The organism is Methylococcus sp. EFPC2 (genome assembly GCF_016925495.1).
In the GTDB taxonomy this organism is placed as follows: domain Bacteria; phylum Pseudomonadota; class Gammaproteobacteria; order Methylococcales; family Methylococcaceae; genus EFPC2.
Window position 1 is genome coordinate 4,372,598 of record NZ_CP070491.1, and the last position, 23,633, is coordinate 4,396,230.

General features: G+C 63.5%; 24 protein-coding genes. 13 read left to right on the forward strand and 11 right to left on the reverse strand.

The features are described from left to right. Positions 1-178: 178 nt before the first annotated feature. On the forward strand, positions 179-433 hold the full coding sequence (locus JWZ97_RS18885; protein WP_205432288.1) for a hypothetical protein: 255 nt from the start codon (positions 179-181) through the stop codon (positions 431-433). A gap of 106 nt (positions 434-539) precedes the next feature. On the opposite strand, the gene JWZ97_RS18890 is transcribed toward JWZ97_RS18885, so the two are convergent. The 3 genes from JWZ97_RS18890 to JWZ97_RS18900 all read right to left on the reverse strand — a co-directional run bounded on the left by JWZ97_RS18890 (position 540) and on the right by JWZ97_RS18900 (position 5,075). Next, positions 540-1,037 (reverse strand): hypothetical protein, encoded by a 498-nt coding sequence (locus tag JWZ97_RS18890; RefSeq protein ID WP_205432290.1) that lies wholly within the window; start codon positions 1,035-1,037, stop codon positions 540-542. A gap of 236 nt (positions 1,038-1,273) precedes the next feature. After that, positions 1,274-3,334, reverse strand: coding sequence for an excinuclease ABC subunit UvrB (gene uvrB, locus JWZ97_RS18895; protein ID WP_205434726.1), 2,061 nt, complete (start codon positions 3,332-3,334; stop codon positions 1,274-1,276). A gap of 334 nt (positions 3,335-3,668) precedes the next feature. After that, positions 3,669-5,075 carry an amino acid permease gene (locus tag JWZ97_RS18900; RefSeq protein ID WP_205432292.1) on the reverse strand — a complete coding sequence of 469 codons (1,407 nt, stop codon included), beginning with the start codon at positions 5,073-5,075 and terminating at the stop codon, positions 3,669-3,671. A gap of 213 nt (positions 5,076-5,288) precedes the next feature. Here JWZ97_RS18900 and JWZ97_RS18905 point away from each other — a divergent pair, with 213 nt between their 5' ends. From JWZ97_RS18905 to ntrC, 3 genes are all read left to right on the forward strand, one after another. Beyond that, positions 5,289-6,326: a cytochrome-c peroxidase gene (locus tag JWZ97_RS18905; RefSeq protein WP_205432294.1), complete on the forward strand. Its 1,038-nt coding sequence runs from the start codon at positions 5,289-5,291 to the stop codon at positions 6,324-6,326. Between the two features lie 288 nt (positions 6,327-6,614). Further along, positions 6,615-7,682 carry a nitrogen regulation protein NR(II) gene (gene glnL / locus JWZ97_RS18910; protein ID WP_205432296.1) on the forward strand — a complete coding sequence of 356 codons (1,068 nt, stop codon included), beginning with the start codon at positions 6,615-6,617 and terminating at the stop codon, positions 7,680-7,682. Beyond that, positions 7,675-9,090 (forward strand): nitrogen regulation protein NR(I), encoded by a 1,416-nt coding sequence (ntrC, locus tag JWZ97_RS18915; RefSeq protein ID WP_205432298.1) that lies wholly within the window; start codon positions 7,675-7,677, stop codon positions 9,088-9,090. The genes glnL and ntrC overlap by 8 nt, the downstream gene beginning before the upstream one ends. Positions 9,091-9,166: 76 nt before the next feature. Here ntrC and JWZ97_RS18920 read toward each other — a convergent pair whose 3' ends face one another. Then, entirely contained in the window at positions 9,167-10,531 is a 1,365-nt protein-coding gene (locus tag JWZ97_RS18920; protein ID WP_205432304.1) for a sigma-54-dependent Fis family transcriptional regulator, read from the reverse strand. Between the two features lie 198 nt (positions 10,532-10,729). On the opposite strand from JWZ97_RS18920, the gene JWZ97_RS18925 reads away from it, so the two are divergent. From JWZ97_RS18925 to aroC, 3 genes are all read left to right on the forward strand, one after another. Beyond that, positions 10,730-11,434, forward strand: coding sequence for an MBL fold metallo-hydrolase (locus JWZ97_RS18925; protein WP_205432305.1), 705 nt, complete (start codon positions 10,730-10,732; stop codon positions 11,432-11,434). After that, positions 11,422-12,375, forward strand: a complete 954-nt coding sequence (locus JWZ97_RS18930) for a sulfite exporter TauE/SafE family protein (protein ID WP_240342400.1) — start codon at positions 11,422-11,424, stop codon at positions 12,373-12,375. The genes JWZ97_RS18925 and JWZ97_RS18930 overlap by 13 nt, the downstream gene beginning before the upstream one ends. Before the next feature lie 78 nt (positions 12,376-12,453). Continuing rightward, positions 12,454-13,554, forward strand: coding sequence for a chorismate synthase (gene aroC, locus JWZ97_RS18935; protein ID WP_205432309.1), 1,101 nt, complete (start codon positions 12,454-12,456; stop codon positions 13,552-13,554). Between the two features lie 63 nt (positions 13,555-13,617). On the opposite strand, the gene JWZ97_RS18940 is transcribed toward aroC, so the two are convergent. Both JWZ97_RS18940 and JWZ97_RS18945 read right to left on the reverse strand, forming a co-directional pair. After that, on the reverse strand, positions 13,618-14,268 hold the full coding sequence (locus JWZ97_RS18940; protein WP_205432311.1) for a glutathione S-transferase family protein: 651 nt from the start codon (positions 14,266-14,268) through the stop codon (positions 13,618-13,620). A 241-nt stretch (positions 14,269-14,509) separates the two neighbouring features. Then, positions 14,510-15,472: a helix-turn-helix domain-containing protein gene (locus JWZ97_RS18945; RefSeq protein ID WP_205432313.1), complete on the reverse strand. Its 963-nt coding sequence runs from the start codon at positions 15,470-15,472 to the stop codon at positions 14,510-14,512. 168 nt (positions 15,473-15,640) lie between these two features. Here JWZ97_RS18945 and JWZ97_RS18950 point away from each other — a divergent pair, with 168 nt between their 5' ends. After that, positions 15,641-16,087 (forward strand): hypothetical protein, encoded by a 447-nt coding sequence (locus JWZ97_RS18950; protein ID WP_205432315.1) that lies wholly within the window; start codon positions 15,641-15,643, stop codon positions 16,085-16,087. A 226-nt stretch (positions 16,088-16,313) separates the two neighbouring features. Here the strand turns inward: JWZ97_RS18950 and JWZ97_RS18955 are convergent, their stop codons facing one another. Together JWZ97_RS18955 and JWZ97_RS18960 are read right to left on the reverse strand one after the other, a co-directional pair. Beyond that, complete coding sequence (locus tag JWZ97_RS18955) at positions 16,314-16,565, reverse strand: Rho-binding antiterminator (protein WP_205432316.1); 252 nt, start codon at positions 16,563-16,565, stop codon at positions 16,314-16,316. 57 nt (positions 16,566-16,622) lie between these two features. After that, entirely contained in the window at positions 16,623-17,024 is a 402-nt protein-coding gene (locus JWZ97_RS18960; protein WP_205432317.1) for a Dabb family protein, read from the reverse strand. Positions 17,025-17,125: 101 nt separating this feature from the next. On the opposite strand from JWZ97_RS18960, the gene JWZ97_RS18965 reads away from it, so the two are divergent. Beyond that, positions 17,126-18,358 carry an MFS transporter gene (locus tag JWZ97_RS18965; RefSeq protein ID WP_240342401.1) on the forward strand — a complete coding sequence of 411 codons (1,233 nt, stop codon included), beginning with the start codon at positions 17,126-17,128 and terminating at the stop codon, positions 18,356-18,358. 66 nt (positions 18,359-18,424) lie between these two features. Here JWZ97_RS18965 and JWZ97_RS18970 read toward each other — a convergent pair whose 3' ends face one another. From JWZ97_RS18970 to mutY, 3 genes are all read right to left on the reverse strand, one after another. Further along, positions 18,425-19,066 (reverse strand): peroxiredoxin, encoded by a 642-nt coding sequence (locus tag JWZ97_RS18970; protein ID WP_240342402.1) that lies wholly within the window; start codon positions 19,064-19,066, stop codon positions 18,425-18,427. 113 nt (positions 19,067-19,179) lie between these two features. Next, on the reverse strand, positions 19,180-19,452 hold the full coding sequence (locus tag JWZ97_RS18975) for an oxidative damage protection protein (RefSeq protein ID WP_205432318.1): 273 nt from the start codon (positions 19,450-19,452) through the stop codon (positions 19,180-19,182). A gap of 7 nt (positions 19,453-19,459) precedes the next feature. After that, positions 19,460-20,548 (reverse strand): A/G-specific adenine glycosylase, encoded by a 1,089-nt coding sequence (gene mutY, locus JWZ97_RS18980; RefSeq protein ID WP_240342403.1) that lies wholly within the window; start codon positions 20,546-20,548, stop codon positions 19,460-19,462. Positions 20,549-20,649: 101 nt separating this feature from the next. Between mutY and JWZ97_RS18985 the strand changes: the two genes are divergently transcribed. From JWZ97_RS18985 to JWZ97_RS19000, 4 genes are read left to right on the forward strand one after another with little or no spacing between them, the layout of a single operon-like run. Then, positions 20,650-20,859, forward strand: a complete 210-nt coding sequence (locus JWZ97_RS18985) for a lipoprotein (protein WP_205432320.1) — start codon at positions 20,650-20,652, stop codon at positions 20,857-20,859. Beyond that, entirely contained in the window at positions 20,859-22,106 is a 1,248-nt protein-coding gene (gene lysA / locus JWZ97_RS18990; protein WP_205432321.1) for a diaminopimelate decarboxylase, read from the forward strand. Before JWZ97_RS18985 ends, lysA begins: the two co-directional genes overlap by 1 nt. Continuing rightward, positions 22,103-22,933 (forward strand): diaminopimelate epimerase, encoded by an 831-nt coding sequence (dapF, locus tag JWZ97_RS18995; protein ID WP_371822545.1) that lies wholly within the window; start codon positions 22,103-22,105, stop codon positions 22,931-22,933. Before lysA ends, dapF begins: the two co-directional genes overlap by 4 nt. Further along, positions 22,930-23,631, forward strand: coding sequence for a DUF484 family protein (locus tag JWZ97_RS19000; protein WP_205432322.1), 702 nt, complete (start codon positions 22,930-22,932; stop codon positions 23,629-23,631). The genes dapF and JWZ97_RS19000 overlap by 4 nt, the downstream gene beginning before the upstream one ends. Positions 23,632-23,633: the final 2 nt, after the last annotated feature.

The following is a 23,633-nucleotide window of genomic DNA, read 5'->3' on the forward strand; positions in this document are numbered from 1 at the left end:
CAGATTGTTGAGTGCGTGGCCATCAACAATCTGCGCCAGTAATCGAGCGCGAATTAGTCGATCTTCGTTACGAGACTATTCACCCGCAAGCGGCGGCGGACATCGGGCCGAATGATAAAATCGCCCCACACCGCGGCGCCGTTCGCGGTCGCTCCGTCCACTACGTTTACTCATCGTCATGCAAACCGGTAAAAACAAGATCGTCTTATCGACCAGGCGGGAGATCCATTGCATGGGCCCCAGCATCGGCCTGAACCTGACAACACCCCCGGGCGGCTGGCGCATCACCACCGGTTACGATGATGTCATCCATGCCAGAGCCGATGGTTCCTGGTTGGACGATGTCTTGTCGAACGCCGAGGCCCGGGAGATCGCCGAATATATGATCAAGGCCTGGACGGAATACCGGGATTCGATTCCTTCCGATCCGTGAGTTTCGCCGTCGCCAGGGCGGCTTAGCGTCTCCGGCGCGTAACCCGACGCAAGAACCGTCGGGTTACGCCGAAAAGATGGCTAACCCGACCTACGGTCTACAACCGTCAAAGCATCAGCCGGCGGAAATTGGGGTCGACTTCGCCAGTTACCCATAGCGTTTCGAATTCTTCCAGCAGCTTCATGGCGCGGCGCGGGGCGTTGGGCCAAGCCGATCCGGTGCAACGACGCGGGTCCATCCGTTGGAGACTGTGGCGGCGATCGCCGATCAGCAGGCCTTGCGTAACGCCTTGTTGGTCCGGCGGGAGGACACGGATTTCCATGTGGCTGGTGAGGCGCAAGGCCAGTTCAATGAGCGGGTGGCCGCTCAGCACCAGGGATCGGGGATCGATCAGCAGGATGCGCACCCGGCTGTGCGGGCTGCCCAGCACCACTTGCTTCACGGCCTCGACGAACTCCTTGTCTGCGTAAGCCGGCAGTTCGGGGTCGCCGGCGGCCAGATCCAGATAGCGGCGGCTGGCGCTGACGAAACGGGTTGCGCAGTACGTCAGCTCGGCGGGGTTGTCGAAGCGCTGTTCTTCGCCGGAAGCGGTGGGGTTTTCCAAGGTAGGCTGGGATGACCGCAGGGAATCCCAGCTTTCCGGGCCGTTTGCCGGAATTCGCTCCCGCTCATTCCAGCCTACATCGCTGGGAGAGGGCATGGTGAGGGTTGAAGGCTTCCCGGTTTCGACTGACACATCGTCCAATCCAGGCGCGGTTTCCCTCACCCCAACCCCTCTCCCACGGGGAGAGGGGCCTAAGTCGTCGTTTTCGCCGCCAGCGGGTGGAAGTTTGCTATCGCTCATCCGACGAAGGCCCCGTCCTGTATCTTCTTGATCTCGTCGCGCAGCCTGGCGGCTTCCTCGAATTCCAGCTCGCGGGCGGCGGCGTACATCTTTTCCTCCAACTGCTTGATGAGCTTGGCGGCTTCGTTGGGCTTGAGGGTCTGGTAATCGGCCGCGGGTTCGGCGGCCTTGAGCTTGGTCTTGCCCGGCTTGCCCGTGTAGCTCACGCCCTGGCCGGGGATGGGCAGTTCCAAAATGTCGGTGACGTTGCGCTGTACGGTCTTGGGCGTGATGCCCATCTTCTCGTTGTGGGCCACCTGCTTGGCGCGGCGGCGCTCGGTTTCTTCCAACGCACGCTCGATGGAGCCGGTGCGCTTGTCGGCATAGAGGATGGCCTTGCCGTGCAGATTGCGTGCGGCCCGGCCTATGGTCTGGATCAGCGAGACGGTGGAGCGCAAGAAGCCTTCCTTGTCGGCGTCGAGAATGGCGACCATCGAGACTTCGGGGATGTCCAGGCCTTCGCGCAGCAGGTTGATGCCGACCAGCACGTCGAACTTGCCTAGGCGCAGATCGCGGATGATCTCGACCCGCTCGACGGTCTCCACGTCGGAGTGTAGATAGCGCACGGCGACGTCGTGGTCGAGCAGGTATTCGGTCAGGTCTTCCGCCATGCGCTTGGTCAGCGTGGTGACCAGCACGCGCTCTTGGGCCGCGACGCGCTGACGGATTTCCGAGAGCAGGTCGTCGACCTGGGTGCCGGCCGGGCGGATTTCCACATCCGGGTCGACCAGGCCGGTGGGCCGCACCACCTGCTCGATCACCGCGCCGGAGTGCTCGCGCTCGTAGGGCCCCGGCGTGGCGGAGATATAGATGCGCTGGCCCGTACGCGCCTCGAACTCCTCGAACTTCAGAGGCCGGTTGTCCAGCGCCGAGGGCAGGCGGAAACCGTATTCCACCAGGGTTTCCTTGCGCGCGCGGTCGCCGCGGAACATGCCGCCGATCTGAGGGATGGTGACGTGGCTCTCGTCGATGACGATGAGGGCGTCATCCGGCAAATAGTCGAACAGGGTGGCCGGCGGCTCGCCGGCCTTCTGCCCGGACAGATGGCGCGAGTAGTTTTCGATGCCGGAGCAATAGCCGACTTCCAGGATGATCTCCATGTCGTACAGGGTGCGCTGTTCCAGGCGCTGGGCTTCGACCAGCTTGTTCTGGCCGCGCAGCACTTCCAGCCGCTCCTTGAGCTCGACCTTGATTTCGTCGACCGCCGCCAGCAGCTTCTCGCGCGGCGTGACATAGTGGGACTTGGGATAAACGGTGTAGCGGGCGATGCGGGCGAGGATCTCGCCGGTAAGCGGGTCGAACAACGACAATCGCTCGATCTCGTCGTCGAACAACTCGACGCGCAAGGCCTCGCGCTCCGATTCGGCCGGATAGATGTCGATGATCTCGCCGCGCACGCGGAAGGTAGCGCGGCGCAGCTCGGTGTCGTTGCGCGTGTATTGCAGCTCGGCCAGGCGGCGCAGCAGCTTGCGCTGGTCCATCAGGTCGCCGCGCACCAGGTGCAGCACCATCTCGAAATAAGAGGCCGGCTCGCCCAAGCCGTAGATGGCCGACACCGTGGCCACGATCACCACGTCGCGCCGCTCGATCAAGGCTTTGGTGGCGGACAGCCGCATCTGCTCGATGTGCTCGTTGAGCGAGGCGTCCTTGGCGATGTAGGTATCGGAGGAGGGGACGTAGGCTTCCGGCTGGTAGTAGTCGTAATAAGAGACGAAATACTCCACCGCGTTTTCCGGGAAGAAATCCTTCATTTCGCCGTAAAGCTGCGCCGCCAGGGTCTTGTTGGGCGCCATGATGAGCGCCGGTCGTTGTTCCTGGGCGATGACGTTGGCCACGGTGAAGGTCTTGCCGGAACCGGTCACGCCCAGCAAGGTCTGGTGCAGCTCGCCGTCGTGCAAGCCTTCCAGCAATTGGCGTATCGCTTCCGGCTGGTCGCCGGCCGGCTCGAAACGGCTGTGCAGACGGAATTTCTTTTCCCGCGCCGGTTCTTCCGCGTCCGCGCCCTGGACCTCGCCCATGTGCGACTGCTGCCACTTCTTCGCCAGTTCTTTCATTTCACTACCCGCTCACCGGCGCCGAAACGCGCGCCTGTTAGCCGGATGATAACGCATCGCGAGGGTATAGCGGCGGCCGCGCTGGCCGGCACAGTGGGATGTGCTAAGCGGTAGCGAAGCGCATCGTTCGCGATTTATGGGCTTCGTTCCTCTGCACATCCTATGGCACTCAGCTTGTAGGCCGGGATGAGCAACGGGTGAGCTTGTTGCCGGAATTCGCTGCCGCTCATTCCAGCCTACCCCTGCCGCCCGAGCGCAATTGGCGCTGCCGGCGAACCGTTCGGGGTATGCAGCGGTTTCAGTTCGCCTTCTGCGCCAGGCGGCTGTGATGGATCGAGTAGGCGAAATAAACCAGCAAGCCGAGCGCCAGCCAGATCAGAAAACGGTACCAGGTAGTGGCGGGCAGGAAGGCCATCAAGGCCGAGCATGACAGTGCGCCAAGCACCGGGAAAACCGGATTGGCGGGCGTGCGGAAAGGGCGGTGCAAGGCGGGCTGCCTGTGGCGCATCACCATGACGCCCAGACAGACCAGCACGAAGGCGAACAAGGTGCCGATGTTCACCAGCTCGGCGAGCTCACCCAGCGGAATGAAACCGGACACGGTCGCAATCGCCAAACCGCACAGCACGATGACGCGTACCGGCGTCTGGGTGCGCTCATGGACGGCCGAGAATGCGGGCGAGAGCAAGCCGTCGCGCGACATGGCGAAGATGATGCGGGTCAGCGCGTAGTACAGCACCAGCATGACGGTGGTCAGCCCGGCGATCACCCCGGTCGCCACCAGGGCGGATGCCCAGTTGAAACCCAGCAGGTGCAGGGCATGCGCCACGGGAGAGGACACGTTCAACTCGGTATAAGGAACCAGGCCGGTCAACAGGCCCGACACGATGATATAAACCAGGGTGCAGAAACCCAGCGAGGCGATGATGCCGATGGGCAGGTCCCGTCTGGGGTTATGGGCCTCCTCGGCTGCGGTCGACACCGCGTCGAAGCCGACATAGGCGAAGAACACGAGGGAGGCCGCTGCCAGCACCCCGACCGGCTTGCCCGCCGGGTTGTGTTCGAACCAGCCGTAGGGCAGGAAGGGCGTCCAGTTGGCCGGATCGACATTGAAAGCCGCGAGGGATACGAATACCGTGATGGTCAACACCTTGATCGTCACCATGACGGTATTCAGCCGCGCGCTTTGTTTGACGCCGACGATCAGCAGGACCATCAGCATCAAAACGATGGCGCTGGCCGGCAGGTTCACATAGCCTCCCAGCGACGGAGCGCGGGTCAACGATACCGGCAAAGGCAGGCCGATGGCGGTCAGCGCGTTGGAAAAATAGCCGGACCAGCCGTTGGCCACCGCCGCCACGGAAATGCTGTACTCCAGTATCAGATCCCAGCCTATGATCCAGGCGACCAGTTCGCCGAATGCGGCATAGCTGTAACCGTAGGCGCTGCCGCAGCCGCCGACGCTGGCGGCCAGTTCGGCGTAGGACAAGGCGGCGAAGGCGCAAGCCAGGCCGGCGAATACGAACGACAGGACCACCGCTGGCCCCGCCTGGGTGGCGGCGGCGATGCCCGTTAGCACGAAGATACCCGTGCCTATGATGGCGCCTATGCCGAGCAGGGTGAGGTCCGCCGCACTCAAACAACGGCGCAAACCGGTGTCCTGAAAGTCGTCCGGAGAAGACGCCTTGGTTCGCAAGATTTGCATAACGATCACCGGTATGTGAATAAGGAAGTTCCGCTCATTATGCATCAAACCCCAGCCTCTTTGGCCCAGTCGAAACCGCTTGACGATATCCACGACGGGATGGCGGCCGGTTGAAATTGTCACCGTAATTCTCTATAAGAGGCGCGCTCGGTTGTCGACGACAACACTCGGAATATCCATCACCAATACCTAAAACGAATAAGGAGCGAGACGATGTACAAACTCGGAACATTGATCGGCGCTCTCGCCTTGGCGGGAGTTTCCGGCGTGACTTTCGCCGGCGAATGGCCGGCGCTGCCCTCCAAGGCGCCCGAACCCGCGGACAACCCGACGACCGAGGCCAAGGTCGAGCTCGGCAAGCAGCTCTATCATGATCCGCGTCTGTCTTCGTCCGGCACCGTGGCCTGCGCCTCCTGCCACAACGTTTCGGCCGGTGGTGAAGACAATCGGGCCGGCTCCGTCGGCGTCAAGGCCCAGGTTGGCGGACGCAGCGCGCCCACGGTGTGGAACGCCGCGTTCAATTCCGTGCAGTTCTGGGACGGCCGCGCCGCCAGCCTGGAAGCGCAGGCCAAGGGTCCCGTCACCAATCCCATCGAAATGGGCGCGAAGAGCTGGGACGACGTGGTCGCCCGCTTGAAGCTCATCCCCGGCTATGTGGAAGGCTTCGGCAAGGCGTTCGGCGGTGCCGACGCGGTGACCGCGGACAACGCCGCCAAGGCGATCGCCGCCTACGAGCGTACCCTGATCACCCCGAACAGCGCCTACGACAAGTTCGCCAACGGCGACAGCGGCGCGCTCACCGAACAACAGCAGCGCGGTTTGAAAGCCTTCGCGGAAGTCGGCTGCGTCTCTTGCCACAGCGGACCGGCCTTCAACGGACCTGCGCTCCCGCAGGGTACCGGCTTCTTCCAGAAGTTCCCGACCTACGACAATGGCGCCATCGAAGCCCAATACAACTTCACCAAGGATCTGGGCCGCTACGACGTGACCAAGAACGAGGCCGACAAGCATTTCTTCAAGGTTCCGACCCTGCGCAACATCGCCCTGACCGCGCCGTATTTCCACAACGGCAAGGTCAAGAACCTCGATGACGCCGTCCGCGTCATGGCCAAGACCCAGCTCAACAAGGATCTCGACGCTCAGCAGGTCGGCGATATCGTCGCCTTCCTGAACGGCCTGACCGGCGAGTTCCCGAAACAGGAAATCGCGCGCCTGCCTGCTTATGCCGGCAAGACCTTCGATTTCGAATAAGCGTTAAGATCAAAGTCTGCACCCAAGCGGCCCCTCTCGAGGGGTCGTTTTTTTTGCGCGCGGTACACCGTTCAGCATGGCCGGTGCCCGGGCATACAGGCATCCTCCAGCCGAACCAGCAAACCTATGCCCCGTTATGGGGCATTTTTGTGGCGGTCATCCCGCAGCGCCGGAGCGCTTTGCACCAAAAAAAGGCACAATGAAATCGGCCTGATCCCTTGAACATGGCGAATGTCACGTGGCGTGCGGAATACGCCCCGTGGCGCGCTAATTGCTGCCTCGCCCAATATGACTCCCACTAAATCCGTACAGTTTTATCGACGCATATTGGACAACCTGACCGATGCCGTATTGCTGTTCGACCAGGACTTGTCGCTGTCCTATATCAATATGCCGGGGGAAATTCTGTTCGCGGTCAGCGCGCGCCAGGTATTGGGATCCAGGGCCCAACAGGTTTTCTTCTTCAGCGACCAGTCGGTCGAATCCGACATGCGCCGGGCGCTCGCGACGGGTTCGTCGATCACCAAGCGCAACGTGCTGCTGTCGCTCCCGCTGCACCCCATGACGGTCAATGTCGCCATGACGCCGCTGGTCGACGAGCCTAATCCGGCCCTGCTGGTCGAACTGCAGCAGGTGGACCGGCACTTGCGCATCTCCATGGAGGAGCAACTGATGGCGCAACAGAATGCCTCGCGCATGTTGCTGCGCGGCCTGGCGCACGAAATCAAGAATCCGCTGGGCGGACTGAGAGGCGCGGCGCAATTGCTGGACCGCGAACTGGACGAGGAGCAGCGGGAATACACCCGCATCGTGATCGAGGAGTCCGACCGGCTGCAATCCCTGGTCGACCGCATGCTGGCGCCGCATACGCCGCCGCACAAGAGCCAGCTCAACATACACAAGGTGCTGGAACGCGTGCGCCAGCTGGTGCAGGCGGAGGCGCCGGCCGGGGTTTCCCTGCACCGCGATTACGACCCCAGCATCCCCGACCTGCTGGGCGACAGCGATCAACTGATCCAGGCCATCCTCAACATCGTGCGCAACGCCGCCCAGGCGGTCGGCAGCCGGGGCAACATCACCATCAGGACGCGCATCCATCGTCAGGTGACGCTCGGACACCGCCGCCACCTCCTGGCGGTCAAGATCGAAGTGATAGACGACGGTCCCGGCATCAAGCCGGAACTGTTGAACCAGATTTTTTATCCCATGGTGACCGGGCGCGCCGAGGGCACCGGCCTGGGCCTGTCCATCGCTCAATCGCTGATCAGCCAGCACGGCGGCCTGGTCGAATGCGCGAGCGTGCCTGGCAATACCGTATTTTCCATATTCTTGCCGTTGGAGAAGGAACATGAGTGACACGGCCCAAGTGTGGGTGGTGGACGACGACCGGTCGATCCGCTGGGTATTGGAGAAGGCGCTGGAAAAGGCCTCGATCAAGTCGCGCTGTTTTCCTAACGCCAATTTACTGCTGGAAGCCCTGGAAAGCGCCCGACCCGACGCGATACTGACCGACATCCGCATGCCGGGGGTGGACGGTTTGGCCTTGCTCGACAAGCTGCAAGCCAAGGAGCCCGGCCTGCCGGTCATCATCATGACTGCGCATTCCGATCTGGAAAGCGCCGTGTCGGCCTTTCATGGCGGGGCGTTCGAATATCTGCCCAAGCCGTTCGATGTCGACGAGGCGATCGATCTGGTGCGGCGAGCCTGCAGTCACGGCCAGCGGCAGCGGCGCGAGCGGGGCGAAGTTCCGGCGCCGGTGCCGGAGAAAACGCCCGAAATCATCGGCGAGGCGCCGGCCATGCAGGAAGTCTTCCGCGCCATCGCGCGGCTGGCGCGCTCGCACATCACCGTGCTGATCAACGGCGAATCCGGCACCGGCAAGGAACTGGTCGCCCGCGCCCTGCACCGGCACAGCCCGCGCGCCGCCCAGCCCTTCATCGCGCTGAACATGGCCGCGATCCCCCGGGATCTGCTGGAGTCCGAGCTTTTCGGTCACGAGCGCGGCGCCTTTACCGGTGCCCAGGGCCGCCGCGCCGGACGCTTCGAGCAGGCCGATGGCGGCACCCTGTTTCTCGACGAAATCGGCGACATGCCGGCCGAGTTGCAGACCCGCTTGCTGCGCGTGCTGGCGGATGGGGAGTTCTTTCCCGTCGGCGCGCACACCCCGGTCAAAGTCGACGTGCGCATCATCGCCGCGACCCATCAGAACCTGGAAACCCTGGTCGCCGAAGGCCGCTTCCGCGAAGATTTGTTTCATCGCCTCAACGTCATCCGTGTCCACATCCCGCCGCTGCGCGAACGGCGTCAGGACATACCGCTGCTGCTGCGACACTTCCTCGCCGATGCCAGTGCGGAACTGGGCGTGGAAACCAAGACCTTGCTGCCCGAAGTGGAAGAGTTCCTCTGCCGGCTGGACTGGCCCGGCAACGTGCGCCAACTGGAAAATACCTGCCGCTGGATCACGGTCATGGCCGCGGGCCAGGAAGTGCATCGGGACGACCTGCCGCCGGAATTGCTGCAGACCAAGCCGGAAGCCGTTCCCGCCAACGGCGCCTGGGAAGACAGTCTCAAGCATTGGGTGGACGGACAATTGAAAAAAGGCGAACGGGAAATCGCCAAGCATGCCATCGACACGGCGGAGAGCATATTGATCACCACGGCACTCCTGTTCACGCGTGGCCGGCGCCAGGATGCCGCCAAGATGCTGGGCTACGGACGCAACACCCTCACGCGCAAAATCAGCGAATTGGGCCTGGACGTGTAAAGGCATCAGCGTAAGGCGGATGCCGATGGGCGATCCGCCAGATCAGCCGGCGGAGCCCGGTGAAGCCGGCTCCGACCTACAGCCCATATTTCTTGCGCTTGCGCCAGAGCGTCGCCCGGCTCACGCCGGCCAAGCGCGCGGCTTCGTCCAGCCGGCCTCCGGCTATCTGCAAGGCCTGGCGTATCGCCTCCGCCTCGTCTTCCCCACGACTGCGCCGCACCGGCAGGGGAGCTGCCGGCTCCGCTCCGCTCCTGGTCTCGCGGAACTCCGGCGGCAGTTCTTCCAGGGTCAATTCCGCGCCCCGTCCGACGGCGAAGGCGTATTCGATAACGTTCTGCAATTCCCTGACGTTGCCCGGCCAGGCATGGTCCAACAGGCGGCGCATGGCGTCCGGGGCGATGGTCTCTATGCGCCGGAGTCCTTGCCGATTGTGCAGTCCCACGTAATGCCACAACAAGAAGCCGATGTCTTGCCGGCGCTCGCGCAGCGGCGGGAGATAGACGGGCACCACGCGCAGCCGGTACATCAAGTCGTCGCGGAAGCGGCCGGCCTTGACCTCTTCGCGCAACGAACGATGGGTTGCCGCGATGATGCGCACATCGACCGTCACGGCCTTGTCGCTGCCTACCGGCATGAAACTGCGCTCCTGCAGCACGCGCAGCAGCTTGGCCTGGAGTTCCAGCGGCAGCTCCGCCACCTCGTCGAGGAACAGGGTCCCGCCGTTCGCCTGCTGGAACACGCCCGCATGGTCGCGCAGCGCGCCGGTGAAAGCGCCTTTGACGTGGCCGAACAATTCGCTCTCCAGCAGGCTGGGGGTCAGGGCCGCGCAGTTGATGGCCAGGAAGGGATGGTCGCGGCGGTGGCTCTCGACGTGTAGCGCCCTGGCCACCAATTCCTTCCCGGTGCCCGACTCGCCGCGGATCAGGATGGTCGCATCGGTTTCCGCCACGTTGCGGATGATCTTGATGGCGTCCTTCATGGCCGGATCGCGGGAGTAGATGCCGTGAAAGCTTTCCCCTTCATCCTCGCCGGGCCGCGGCGGCAGGGAGCCCGTGCCCGATTCCGGCTGGAGAAATTCGATGGCGCCGGCGAAGCGGCCGCTGGCATCGAAAAAAGCGCGCGCGGTCCGATAGCAGGAAAGCGATCTCGCGCCCGGCAGCTTGACGCGCACCGACTCGGCCTTGATCACGCCGTGTTCGGCCAGGCCGCATGGATCGTGATGGCCCTCGCAGGCCAGGGCTTCGGTACAGGGCTGGCCGATCACCTTGTCGCCAGGAATACCGAACAATTTCTCCGCGCCCCGGCTCCAGAACAGGATCTTGCCGGCCTCGTCCACGGCGAAGACCGCGCCGGCGTCGACCAGATCGGTGAGCACTTCGAAGGCCCGGTCGGGGCCGATCTGGCTAAGCCAGCGGTTGAAAAACGGGGACGAGAGACTCATGGCGTTCAAACCGGCAAGGATGTTTCACGATGAGTCATCAGTGTATTACAGCTTGCCTGGATGTTTCACCGTGAAACGGCCTCGTCGCGTTCGCTGGCTGCGGAATCCAGGACCCACACGGGCCGGGCGGGACTGGGTCTGCTGGCACGAGGCTTGATAGGCCAAAGTCATAGTTCCCGTTTCAAAGGAAGCGCCGCCATGATATTCCGCCAATTGTTCGAACCGGACACCTCGACCTACAGCTACCTGCTCGCTTGCGAACGCAGCCGCAAGGCTTGTCTGATAGACCCGGTCGCCTCGGAAACGGAACGTTACGTCGCATTGCTCGGGGAATTGAACCTGAGGCTGGTCCATACCCTGGAAACCCACGTGCACGCCGATCACGTCACCGGTGCGGCGGCGCTGCGCGAAAAACTGGGCAGCAAGAGCGTGGTGCATCGCGACGCCGGAGCGCTCTGTGCCGATCTGCTGGTGACCGATGGCGTGCCCCTGCAGGTCGGCGGCCTGGAGATCGAGGTGCGCCATACGCCGGGCCATACCAATGGTTGCGTGAGTTACGTCATGGTCGATCGCGTGTTCACCGGCGATGCACTGCTCATCGGCGGCTGCGGCCGCACCGACTTCCAGCAGGGCGACGCGGGTCAGCTTTACGACTCCATCGCGACCAAGCTGTTCACCCTGCCACCCGATACGCTGGTCTACCCGGCCCACGACTATCAGGGCAACACGGTATCGACCATCCACCAGGAGATGGCCAAGAACCCCAGACTGGGCGGCGGGCGCAGCCGGGAGGAGTTCATCGCCCTGATGGCGGAGCTGAAGCTGCCCTATCCCAAATACATCGATCAGGCGCTGCCGGCCAACCGGATCTGCGGCGGGACGCCCTCGGTTTGCCAGGGTTAGCCGTGTTCCTGGCGTTCGGACTTTCTCTCGCGATCGGTCTGCTGCTAGGCCTGCTGGGCGGCGGCGGTTCCGTATTGACCGTGCCGGTGCTGGTCTACATCCTCCATGTCGAGCCCAGGACCGCCATCCTGACCTCTTTCACCGTCATCGGCGTGTCCAGCCTGATCGCCATCGCTCAGCATGCGCGCCGGCGTCGCGTCTGCTGGAAGAGCGGCTTTTTTTTCGGCCTGGCGGGGATGGTCGGCGCGTACTATGGCGGCCGGATGGCGATGCATTTTTCCAACGACGTGTTGATGGCGCTGTTCGGCCTGTTCACCCTGGCGGTCGGCATCGCCATGCTGAGCGTGCGCCGCCAGTCCGAGCCGGCGGCGCCCAAGGCGCCGGTCCGCTGGAGTCTGTGTCCCGCCCGCTCGCCCTACGCCAGGCTGATGTTCGACGGCTTTTTCGTCGGTGTGCTCACCGGGCTGATCGGGGTGAGCGGAGGCTTTTTGGTGGTTCCGGCGCTGACGCTGCTGGTCGGGCTGCCCATGCCGGTTGCGGTGGGGACGTCCTTGCTCATCGTCGCCATGAACGCGCTTGCCGGACTCGGCGGCTATCTGGAGCACGCCCGGTTCGATATTCCGCTTACCGCCGTCATGATGTCCGGCACGATCACGGGCAGCCTGCTGGGAGGATGGCTGTCCCATCGAATGGGCGCGGCGATGCTGCGCAAGCTGTTCGGCCTCTTCGTCGTCCTGATTGCCGCCTACGTCCTCTATCGGTCCGTCACCGTCCGACTGCTCGCCGATCTGGCGGCGGAATTGACCCGGCACCGGGAGTTCGTGCTGGGGGTCGCGGCCCTGGCCGGCTTCCTGATACTGATGCGCATCGCCGCCTGGATACACCGGCCGATGCCCGAGAGCGGGCAATCCGCCCACCTCGGTGAAAGTAGCGGACGATGATTTCGGCTCGGCCGATCGCCCCGTCCCTGCGCTAGGATGCGATAATGCGCATCCAACCCATAGACCTCGCGCATTCCCATGTCCGGAAACACCCTAGGCAAACTGTTCACCGTCACCACTTTCGGCGAGAGCCACGGCCCGGCTCTCGGCGCCATCGTCGACGGCTGCCCGCCGGGGCTGGAACTGAGCGAGGCGGATCTGCAGCACGACCTGGACCGGCGCAAGCCCGGCACCTCGCGCCACACCACCCAGCGCCGGGAGGCGGACGAGGTGCGCATCCTCTCGGGCGTATTCGAAGGCAAAACCACCGGCACGCCCATAGGCCTGCTGATCGAAAACACCGACCAGCGTTCCAAGGATTATTCCAACATCGCCGAACAGTTCCGTCCCGGCCACGCCGATTACACCTACCACATGAAATACGGCTTGCGCGATTACCGCGGCGGCGGCCGCTCGTCGGCGCGCGAAACCGCCATGCGCGTGGCGGCCGGCGGCATCGCCAAGAAATATCTGCGGGAAAAGCTGGGCGTGGAAATACGCGGCTATCTGGCTCAACTGGGCCCCATCAAGGCTCAGAAACTGGTCTGGGAAGAGGTCGACAACAATGCCTTCTTCTGTCCCGACCCGGACCGGGTGCCCGAACTGGAGGCCTACATGGACGCTCTGCGCAAGGAGGGCGACTCGATCGGTGCCCGCATCAACGTGGTTGCGACCGGTGTACCGCCCGGTTTGGGCGAGCCCATATTCGACCGCCTCGACGCCGAACTGGCTTATGCCTTGATGAGCATCAACGCCGTCAAAGGCGTGGAAATCGGCGACGGCTTCGGCTGCGTGGAAGCCAAGGGCACGGCATTCCGCGACGAGATCACGCCCGCCGGCTTCCTCAGCAATCACGCCGGCGGCGTGCTGGGCGGCATATCCTCGGGCCAGGACATCGTCGCCAGCCTCGCCCTCAAGCCGACTTCCAGCCTGCGGCTGCCGGGCCGATCGGTGAACTTGCACGGCGAGCCGATCGAAGTGATCACCACCGGCCGCCACGATCCCTGCGTCGGCATTCGCGCCACGCCCATCGCCGAAGCCATGGTCGCCCTGGTCCTGATGGACCACTACCTGCGTCACCGGGCGCAGAACGGCGGTGTGGCAACGGCGCTGCAGCCGATACCGGCGGGCCAAGCCTAGCGCCATAAGCCCGCTCCTACGGCGCGCGGCCGCTTTTCCCCGGCCGCGAACGCCCTGGCCCGCTCAGTCCTCGAACGCCGGAATAATCTCGGCTTCCCGCTTGCCGGCTTCTATCCATTCGACCACGGACGGGTCGCTCAACACGGTGTCGACGTAAGCCTTTGCGGCCGGGCCGGCATCGAGGGCGTAGGTCCTGAAGCGCAGGGCGACCGGGGCATAAACCGCATCGACGATAGTGAAGCGTCCGAACAGCCAGGGGCCCGCGGCCGCCCATCGGCTGCGGTTATCTTCCCAGATCCGGTTGATGCGGGCGGCGTCCTTGAGGGCTGCTTCGGGCAGCGTCTTGGGTCCCGGCGCTCTACGGCAATTCATGCCGCAATGCTCCCGCAAGGCCTGGAAGCCCGAATGCATTTCCGCCGCGATCGAACGCGCCCTGGCCCGGTCGGCGAGGGCTTGCGGCCATCCGCCCGTTTCCGGGAAGCGTTCCGCCAGATATTCCAGGATGGCGAGGGAGTCCCAGACGGTGACTTCGCCGTCGATCAGCACGGGCACCTTGCCGGCCGGATTGTAAGCGGCGATGCGGCCCGGACTGTCTTCCCGGTAGAGGGGAATGCGGACTTCGTCGAACGCGATGCCGTGGTGCTTCAAATACAGCCAGGGACGGAGGGACCAGGAGGAGTAGTTTTTGTTGCCGATGACCAGGGTGAGACTCATGGATGCGCTTCCTTGGGTAGTCGATGTCTTAAAACACTGGAAAAATCCGAATCCGGGCCGATGGGCGCGCTTTCGGCTGGGTCCATCCTAGCAAACCGACGGATCAAGAGGTACGCTCGAAACGCGCGCGGCCTGAACATCGGCGAGCGGCCGGCACGCGCGTCCTCGGCCGATCTCTTTCAGGGCGAGCAAGCGATGGACGTCATGCCGATCTGGTCACGGCCGGCGTAAGCGCCCAATTTCAGGGGCGGCGCCGATAGTCGCGCGGCGCAAGGCCGTAACGCTGCCTGAAAGACCGGCTGAAGTGCGACAAATCGTTGTATCCCCAGCGCAAGGCGATGTCGGAAACCGAACGGCCGGCCTGCGCGGGATCCGCCAGGTCCCTGCGGCAGTTTTCCAGGCGGCGAAGCCAGACGTGGCGCATCAGGGAAGTGTTTTCGTTCTTGAACAAGTCGTTGATGTAGCGGGACGACAAACCCACGGCCCCGGCGACCGTCGAGGCGTCCAGACCGGGATCGGGCAGATGCCGTTCGATGAAATTCTTGATCCGCTGGAGCGAAGCCGAGCGACCGCGCGACCAACCACGATCCGCCGGGCGTACCGACGCCAAGGCCAGGGTCAGCAGGTCGACGGAACGCTCGGACAGCGCATCTATCTCCTCGCGACTCAAGCAAGCGGCCTGAGCGGCGGACACGCGGACGAAATTCGATGTTACGGCGCCGATACCTTGGTTTCCGGGAATGCGCAAGGCCGTGCAGCGCTCCGCGCCCGGCAGCCTGGCGCTCAAGACCGGCCGGGGGATGGACAGGATGAGTTTGGAGAAATGCCCGGGGCAGCGGATGCGATGAGGGCGGGTGGCGTCGTAGAGAGCCATGTCGCCGGGCCGCAGAATCGCCGACCGGCCATCCTGTTCCAGCGAGTAGCGCCCCGCAAGCAAGATCACCGCGAAATAGGCGTCCTGGTCCTTTCGGGTGGGTTCGCCCGCCAGCCGGTCGATACCGATGGCGCCGGATCGAATTCTGGACAGGCGCTGTGCGCCCCAGGGGCGTATCGTCATCTCATTGAACAAACCGCCCTCGTCGGGTGGCCGAATCTCGACCCTGACGTATTCGCGTCCGATGACTTCACGCAGCCAGTCGGCCCTGTCGCGCGGGGCGACGTCGGCCGTCGACAGCCGGACGGGTGTCGAAGCTGTGTTCTCCATGGGTACGGCTCCCGTTTCCGATACGGTGCCGCATCGTAGGCGTTGCACCGAGCGATGTAAACCGCGGAAGCGCCGATACGGTCAAGTTCGCCCTCCGGCCGGGACAAGCGAAGTCCGGCCGGGGCATGCATACTCTCAGCCTTCTTTTCAATCAGGATGGGAGATGCGATGAGTCAAGAATCGAGACATGCGGGCAACGTGCTGCTGCTCCGCGCCGCGACCTTGTGGCTGCTGGTGGCTTTGATTCTGGCTTGGTGCCTGGTGGGTCTGGGCATGGGGCTGCCCCCGCTGCCCGACGTCTTTCCCGGCAAATTCTCCCGTGTGGTGCAGGCACACCTGGACTTCCTCATCATGAGCGCGCTGCTGTTCGGCTTCTATGCCGCACGCTTCCCCCTGCCGGGCGCGGTGCGCTGGGCCATGGTGGTGGGGGCATTCACCAACTCCAGCTTATTCCTGCTGTTGGCGATCTTCCCCTCGCTCGACGCGTCTCCCCCGCCGGAAGGCCTGCTGCCCGGCGCCTACCGGGTATTCATGCTGGTCAGCATCGTGATAACCAGCTACGGATTCGGCAGGGGCGCGCTGCTGGTCCTGCGTTCGAGCTTCGACGACGAATGAGCCTACAGACGCTTGCTTGAAGCCCATCCCCCAGGAAGGTCCAATGCCGTTCAGTTAAGGGTTCTTGCCGCTGGCTGAGCGGAGCCGAAGCCAGCCGACCGCGCGCCCCGTTCACTTCGACTTCGCTCAGCGAACGGGTTTTAACTAAACGGCATTGCAGGTAGGGCTGGGGGTGATAGCCGGTGGGGCTGGCGGCGTATTGAGCAAGCCGGCAGAAGCGGCCGCCTCAGAAAACGACTTCGGTGAACTTGGCGTTGGGCGTCAACACGTGCAATTTTTTGAGCCGGACCAATTCGATTTGCTGTTTTTCGCCGCAGTCGATCACCAGATACTCGCGCTTTTCGGCGCTGGTCAGGGTGTCGACCGCCTTGCCTTCCACGGTTTGATGATCGGTCAGCGTCAGCTTGACGCGATAGCCGTAAAGGCAGGCGATTTCCAGATAGTCGTGGAGGTCGCAAGAGATGGGACGGGTATTCATGTTCCCCCCAAAATTAGCGGTGGTCGGGTTACTCTATCGCTAACCTGACCGACCTACTCACGGTCCCTCGACGAAGTCGTAGACTACGGCCTTGTCCACCAGGGGTTTAAGCTTTTCCTGCAGGATCTTGGCGTGATCTTCGTGCTGCACGTAGGCTTCCAGCGCCTGTGCGCTCTCGAACGTGGCGTTGATGGCCACGTCGTACGAACTGTCGACGACTTTCCGATCACCGCCCGGCAAGGCCGTGCCGACCTGATAACGCCACACCATGGGCAGCTTGGCGAGCTCCTTGGTGGCGTCGATATACTGCTGGCGCGCCGCCGCGCTGCCGTGATCCTTGAGCCAGATGATGACGACATGATGCACGTGACCCGACGCGGTCGCCGCCACTTCGGCGAAGCTGGCGGTGCTGAACGTCAAGGCGGACAATAGGCAGGCGTAGGCGATGGATCGTTGCATGGCGCGCTCCGGCTTTTGAATTGGAAATTTGGGCCGGTTCAAGGTAACCCGGTCAGCGGATCGAATCCAGCAAAACACGTTTTCCGACCACCCCACGACTTTTGAAAAAAATTAAGCCCCCTCAGCGACACGCTCGATACAAGAACCGGCCCGACCAGCGATCCGCTCATCTCCATCTGCCCTACTGGCGCCTATCGGGCTTCTATTTCTTCTACTTCGCCGGGCTCGGGGCTTTCCTGCCTTACTGGTCGCTCTATCTGAAAGGCGAGGGCTACGACGCGGAGCAGATCGGCGTGCTGCTGGCGCTGTTCGCGGCCACCCGCCTGATCACGCCCAATCTTTGGGGCTGGCTGGCCGATGTGAGCGACCGTTCCATGCGGCTGATCCGCATCGCCTCGCTGTTCACCGCCCTGAGTTTTCTGCTGTTCGAGCGGATCAGCGGCTACGGCTGGATGATGGCGGCCACCGTGGTGGCGGGCCTGTTCTGGAACGCCCCCCTGCCGCTGTTCGAAGCGGTCACGCTGGCCTATCTGCGCGACCAGGCCCACCGTTACAGCCGCATCCGCCTGTGGGGATCGATAGGCTTCATCGTCGCGGTCCTGGCCATAGGCCGGGCGCTGGATACGGTGCTGCTCATCGAATGCCTGCCGCTCCTGCTCTTCCTGCTGTTTGTCGGCATGACCGCATTCTCCCTGACGGTGCCGGAACGCTCCGTCCGCCTGCGCCACGGCGACGGCGGCTCCTGGTGGAGCCTGCTGTGCAAGCCCCACATCATCGCCTTCTGCGCGGTCTTCATGCTCACCCAGGCGGCGCACGGTCCCTATTACACCTTTTTTTCGATCTACCTGAAGGATCACGGTTTCGACGGCGCGCAGACCGGCTTGTTGTGGTCCTTGGGTGTGGTGGCGGAAATCGTGCTGTTCCTGGTCTTGCACCGGGTGCTGGCCCGTTTCAGTCTCAGGCGCATCCTGCTGGTGAGTTGTCTGCTGGGCGTGTTGCGCTGGACCCTGATCGGCGGTTGGATCGACTCCCTGCCGGTCGTGCTGGGCGCCCAGCTGCTGCATGCCGCGACGTTCGGCTCCACCCACGTCGTGGCCATCCAGTTGATCCGCAAATATTTCTCCGGTGCCCATCACGGCAAGGGACAATCGCTCTACAGCAGCGCGAGCTATGGACTGGGCGGCATGATAGGCAGCTACTACTCCGGCGCCCTCTGGGACAGCCTGGGTCCGCAGGTGGTCTTCGCCCTCGCCGCCCTGGCCAGCCTGCTGGCTACGTTGATCGTTTGGATCTGGGTGGAAAGGCCGGTGGATCCGGTTCGGCGGCAGAGGTAAGCCCGCGCTTGCAGGGGAGGGGGCGGAACCCGCTCTTTCGGGTTCCGCCGTAGGCACCGCTAGGGATTAATTTGCGGCGCCGAGTTTTTGCACGGCTTCCAGTGCTTTTTCGACATTGGCTTCCGGGGCCAGGCCGCCGAGGGTGGCAATGACTTTGCCGCCTTTGCCGACGATGAAGGTGGTGCGATCCACCGATCCATGCTCGACGACGACGCCCCGTTTATCCTTTCTGCCGCGGGTCGTCTCGTTGACCGCGAGGTCGAAAGAATTGGCGATCTTGCCGTCAGTATCCGATGCGACCGGGAATTTGCTCGCGCAAAAATCCGGGTGAGCGGAGAACTCGTTAAGACGTCCTATATCATCCAGCGATACGCCAACGATGGTGGCCCCTGCGGCCAGGAACTTGTCGTGGTTCACGGCGAAGGCGCGCGCCTGTATGCTGCAACCGCCGCCGAAGGCCGTGGGGTAGAAATAGACAACCACAGGGCCTTTTTCAGTGTTCTCCTTGAGCGAATAAGTAAAGGCCTTGCCGCCCAGTGAGGCTTGCGTCGTGAACTGAGGCGCGAGGTCGCCCTCTTTCAATGCGGCGTAAGCGGGCAGCGAAAACACGCTCATCAACAGTACGCTGGAAACAATATTTTTCATCGATTTGTCCTTAAAAATCCAAGGCATATGACTGTTCAACGACTTATATGCCTGATGAGGCATACAAGTATTCCTTCAATATCCATCTGTGCTTCGGTCTTTTTCTTCCTGGTTTTGCCACCTCTTGCCAACGCGCATAGTTAATACTCCCAATCCTCCGTGTCGAGCCGGCAGTCTCAGGCCTTGGGCGGAACATAGCCTTCCGGCAGGGCGGTGCCCGCGCCGAAGAGGAATTTTTCGCGTTCCTGGGCCAGGAACTCCTTGGATTTGGCTTCGAACGGGGTCAGGCGGTGTTCGTTGATCAGCATGGTCTGGAGCTTGAGCCAGTCCTGCCAGGCCTGCTGGGAAATATGCTCGTAAATGCGCTGGCCCTGCTCGCCGGGGAAGGGCGGTCTTTCCAGGCCTTCGGCGTCTACACCCAGCTTGGCGCAGTGTACGGTTCTGCTCATGGCGGTCTTAGTCCTCTGTCTTCAGGTGGTGGTCGTGAGTGTCCGGTTTGGATTCCGCCGCCTCGAGTTCGGCCAGCAGTCTGGCGATGGGCGCGGGCAGCGTTCGTTCCGTGGCGGGATCGCGCCAGTCGCTGCGTCCGCTTTCCGCCAGGTACATGCCGGAACGCGTGCGCGCGAGCAGGGGGACGAAATCCAGATGGAAGTGGCTGAAAGTGTGCCGACGCGGAGGCCGGCTTTCAAGCAATACCCCGGAGATTGCATGGCTAAACAGCCAGCCGTCCAGTTCGGCACGGTCGGCGAATTCGGGCAGGCTCCACAGGCCGCCCCAGATGCCGGTGGGCGGGCGTTTTTCCAGAAATATGCGGCCGTTTTCATCGCGCAGTACCAGCATCAGGCAGTGTTTGACCGGCGTGGTGCGGCGCGGCTTGGGCGAGGGCAGAACAGCGGTCAGATCGCCCTTGAAGGCGACGCAATCGGTTTGCAGCGGGCAATCGGCGCAGGCCGGCCGGCTGCGGGTACAGACGGTTGCGCCCAGGTCCATCATGGCCTGGTTGTAGTCGCCGCTACGCTCATGCGGAGTCAGTTTTTCGCTAAGCTCCCAGAGCTCGCGCGCGGTCGCGGTCTCGCCCGGCCAGCCCGCGATGCCGGCCCAGCGGCACAACACGCGCTTCACGTTGCCGTCGAGGATGGCGGCGCGCGACCCCAATCCCAGGCTCAAGATCGCTCCGGCGGTCGAACGGCCGATGCCGGGCAGGGCGTTCACCGTTTCCAGGTCGCGCGGCCAGTGCCCGCCGTGATCCTCGTTCAAGGCCTGCGCCGCCCGGTGCAGGTTGCGCGCGCGGGCGTAGTAGCCGAGCCCGGCCCAATGGCTAAGCACGTCGTCGACCGGCGCTTCCGCCAGGGACTCGAGGCTGGGAAAGCGATCCATGAAGCGCAGGAAATAGGGGATGACCGTTGCCACCTGGGTCTGCTGCAGCATGATTTCGGAGATCCATACGCGGTAAGGCGTGCGCGGCTGCTGCCAGGGCAGGTTCTTGCGGCCGTGGCGGTCGTACCAGGCTAGTACCCGGTGAGGGAATTCGGTGGCTGCAGGCAAATTGGGGGCTGCTGGGTTTTGCATTAGAATGGACGGCCTTCGCGGCCTCGCCTATGGACTATCGCGGGCGCGCCACTGTAACAAACCGGTCCCCATTACGCATGAATTCATACACCCGCGCCGTCCTGCTGACGGCGATATTGACGCTGCTGTCCGCCTGCGGGCAGAAAGGCCCGCTCTACGTCGAGCGCGAAGAAGCACCGGTCAGTTCGACCGACCAAGCGCAAGCCCCGCAAAAACCCGTAAAGACCACCGTGGAGCCGGCTTCCAAGGACAATACGTCCACCGAACTGCCGCCGGTCATACAGTAATGGACTATTTCAATTATCGCGACGGCGTATTGCACGCCGAAGACGTGCCCTTGTCCGCCATCGCCGAGCGCCACGGCACGCCCACCTACGTCTATTCCCGTGCCACCCTGGAGCGTCACTGGCATGCCTTCGACCGCGCTTATGCGGCCAAGCCGCATCTGATCTGCTACGCGGTCAAGGCCAATTCCAACTTGGGGCTGCTGAATGTGCTGGCCAGGCTGGGCTCCGGCTTCGACATCGTTTCCTTGGGCGAGTTGGAGCGTGTGCTGGCGGCCGGCGGCGATCCCGCCAAGGTGGTCTTTTCCGGCGTGGGCAAGCGCGAGGACGAACTGCGCCGGGCCTTGGAAGTGGGCATACGCTGCTTCAACGTCGAGGTCGCGGGCGAGCTGGATAGGCTCAACCGCATCGCCGGCGAACTGGGCGTCAAGGCGCCGGTTTCGCTGCGCGTGAATCCCGACGTCGACGCGCAGACCCATCCCTATATCTCCACCGGCCTCAAGGAAAACAAGTTCGGCATCGACATCCGTGCCGCGTTGGACGAATACCGCCGCGCGGCGGATCTGCCCCATCTGGAGGTGGTCGGCGTCGATTGCCACATCGGCTCGCAGCTCACCGGTACCGGGCCATTCCTGGATGCGCTCGAACGCGTGTTGCTGCTGGTCGAACAACTGCGCGAGCAGGGCATCACCCTGCACCACCTCGATCTGGGCGGGGGCTTGGGGATACGCTACCGCGAGGAAACGCCGCCCGAGCCGGCGGAGCTGGCGACCGCCGTCCTCGAGCGGCTGGCCGACCTGCCTTATGAGATCCTGGTCGAGCCGGGCCGCGCCATCGTCGGCAACGCCGGCATCCTGCTGACGCGGGTGGAATATCTCAAGTCCACACCGGCCAAGCAGTTCGCCATCGTCGACGCGGCCATGAACGATTTGCTGCGGCCTTCGCTCTACCAGGCCTGGCAGGCCATATTGCCGGTGATCGAAGGCGGCGTGGGCGAGGCGCAAACCTGGGACGTGGTCGGCCCGGTATGCGAAACCGGCGACTTCCTGGGCAAGGAGCGGTCTTTGGCCATCCGCGAAGGTGATTTGCTGGCGGTGCGCTCGGCCGGGGCCTACGGCTTCAGCATGAGCTCCAACTACAATTCGCGCCCCCGCGCCGCGGAGGTGCTGGTCGACGGCGGTACGGTGCACCTGGTGCGCGAGCGGGAGGCGTTGAGCCGCTTGTTCGAAGGCGAGACACTGCTGCCATGAAGCTGAATTTCGTCAAGATGCAGGGTCTGGGCAACGATTTCGTCGTGATCGATGGCGTGCGCCAACGCGTCGAACTGAGCGTGGAACAGGTTCGCCATTTGGGGCACCGCCATTTCGGCATCGGTTTCGATCAGCTATTACTGGTCGAGCCGCCGCTCAGCGCAAACGCCGATTTCCGCTACCGCATCTTCAACGCGGACGGCAGCGAGGTTTCCCAGTGCGGCAACGGCGCCCGCTGTTTCGCCCGCTTCGTTTACGAACAAGGCTTGAGCGACAAGACCGAGGTGCGGGTCGACACCGGGGCGGGGCAACTGGTGTTGCATCGCGAAGCCGGCGGCGAAGTCACCGTCAACATGGGGGTTCCGCGTCATGAGCCGGTCCAGATTCCCTTGCTCGCGGACGATGAAGCGTTGGAATATGAAATCGAAGTGGAGGGTTCGGCCTACCGCTACGGTGCGGTGTCCATGGGCAATCCGCACGCCGTGCTGAGGGTCGACAACGCCGCCGCTGCGCCGGTGCACACCCTGGGTCCGCTGCTGGAGAGCCACGCCCGTTTTCCGCAACGCGCCAACATCGGTTTCATGCAGATCGTCGACCCTCATCACATCCGCCTGAGGGTCTACGAACGGGGCACCGGCGAAACCCTGGCCTGCGGTAGCGGAGCCTGCGCCGCGGTGGTGAGCGGCATCGAGCGCGGCTGGCTGAAACAGCCGGTGCGGGTCGACCTGCCGGGCGGCAGCTTGCAGATACGCTGGGCCGGACGCGGCGAGCCGGTATACATGACGGGGCCCGCCGTCACCGTTTTTGAAGGTAGCATCACATTATGAGTTCGAACCCCCTACAGTCCCTGGCCGAGACCCTCACGGCCACCGAGGTCGCCGATTTCCTGAGCCGGCACCCCGATTTCTTCGCCGACCATCTCGAACTGCTGGAACACCTGCAGGTGCCGCACCCCAGTGGCCAGGCGGTATCCCTGGTGGCGAAACAATTGGATCTGCTGCGCGAGAAGAATCGCAAACTGGAAGCGCAGCTCAGCGAGATAGTCGGCATCGCACGAGACAACGACGCCTTGTTCCACCGCATACACCGCCTGACCCTGGCTTTGCTCAACGCGGCCACGCTGGATGAAGCGCTGACCGCGTTGCGGCGCAAACTGCACGACTGTTTCGATGCCGATTTCGTCAGCCTGCGCGTGCTGGCGCCGACGCTCGACGGTTCCCACGCGGATCTGTACGTGACGCCGGATACCGCCGAGCTGGAGCATCTTCAACTCCTGCTGGAATCCGGCCAGCCCGAGTGTGGCCAGCCCGGCGAGCGCCTGACCCTGTTCCTGTTCGGCTCCAATGCCGACAAGGTGAAGTCGCACGCGGTGGTGCCCCTGGAACACGGACCGTTCCGCGGCGTGTTGGCCATAGGCAGCGAGGAAGCCAGCCGCTTCGAGGCGGACATGGGACATTTGTTCTTGGTCCAATTGGGCGAGATCGCCGCCGCCCGGCTGGCGGCGCTGGTGCAGGAAATACACTGAGC

Excerpts from the sequence above, each read along its gene's own strand:
- JWZ97_RS18925 (WP_205432305.1), top strand. The coding sequence starts at position 10,730 with ATGATATTCCGCCAATTGTTCGAACCGGACACCTCGACCTACAGCTAC.
- JWZ97_RS18950 (WP_205432315.1), top strand. The coding sequence starts at position 15,641 with ATGAGTCAAGAATCGAGACATGCGGGCAACGTGCTGCTGCTCCGCGCC.
- JWZ97_RS18885 (WP_205432288.1), top strand. The coding sequence starts at position 179 with ATGCAAACCGGTAAAAACAAGATCGTCTTATCGACCAGGCGGGAGATC.
- JWZ97_RS18945 (WP_205432313.1), bottom strand. The coding sequence starts at position 15,472 with ATGGAGAACACAGCTTCGACACCCGTCCGGCTGTCGACGGCCGACGTC.
- uvrB (WP_205434726.1), bottom strand. The coding sequence starts at position 3,334 with ATGGGCGAGGTCCAGGGCGCGGACGCGGAAGAACCGGCGCGGGAAAAG.
- dapF (WP_371822545.1), top strand. The coding sequence starts at position 22,103 with ATGAAGCTGAATTTCGTCAAGATGCAGGGTCTGGGCAACGATTTCGTC.
- JWZ97_RS18975 (WP_205432318.1), bottom strand. The coding sequence starts at position 19,452 with ATGAGCAGAACCGTACACTGCGCCAAGCTGGGTGTAGACGCCGAAGGC.
- JWZ97_RS18920 (WP_205432304.1), bottom strand. The coding sequence starts at position 10,531 with ATGAGTCTCTCGTCCCCGTTTTTCAACCGCTGGCTTAGCCAGATCGGC.
- JWZ97_RS18900 (WP_205432292.1), bottom strand. The coding sequence starts at position 5,075 with ATGCAAATCTTGCGAACCAAGGCGTCTTCTCCGGACGACTTTCAGGAC.
- JWZ97_RS18960 (WP_205432317.1), bottom strand. The coding sequence starts at position 17,024 with ATGCAACGATCCATCGCCTACGCCTGCCTATTGTCCGCCTTGACGTTC.
- aroC (WP_205432309.1), top strand. The coding sequence starts at position 12,454 with ATGTCCGGAAACACCCTAGGCAAACTGTTCACCGTCACCACTTTCGGC.
- JWZ97_RS18970 (WP_240342402.1), bottom strand. The coding sequence starts at position 19,066 with ATGCCTCATCAGGCATATAAGTCGTTGAACAGTCATATGCCTTGGATT.
- JWZ97_RS18905 (WP_205432294.1), top strand. The coding sequence starts at position 5,289 with ATGTACAAACTCGGAACATTGATCGGCGCTCTCGCCTTGGCGGGAGTT.
- lysA (WP_205432321.1), top strand. The coding sequence starts at position 20,859 with ATGGACTATTTCAATTATCGCGACGGCGTATTGCACGCCGAAGACGTG.
- JWZ97_RS19000 (WP_205432322.1), top strand. The coding sequence starts at position 22,930 with ATGAGTTCGAACCCCCTACAGTCCCTGGCCGAGACCCTCACGGCCACC.
- JWZ97_RS18955 (WP_205432316.1), bottom strand. The coding sequence starts at position 16,565 with ATGAATACCCGTCCCATCTCTTGCGACCTCCACGACTATCTGGAAATC.
- JWZ97_RS18985 (WP_205432320.1), top strand. The coding sequence starts at position 20,650 with ATGAATTCATACACCCGCGCCGTCCTGCTGACGGCGATATTGACGCTG.
- JWZ97_RS18940 (WP_205432311.1), bottom strand. The coding sequence starts at position 14,268 with ATGAGTCTCACCCTGGTCATCGGCAACAAAAACTACTCCTCCTGGTCC.
- glnL (WP_205432296.1), top strand. The coding sequence starts at position 6,615 with ATGACTCCCACTAAATCCGTACAGTTTTATCGACGCATATTGGACAAC.
- ntrC (WP_205432298.1), top strand. The coding sequence starts at position 7,675 with ATGAGTGACACGGCCCAAGTGTGGGTGGTGGACGACGACCGGTCGATC.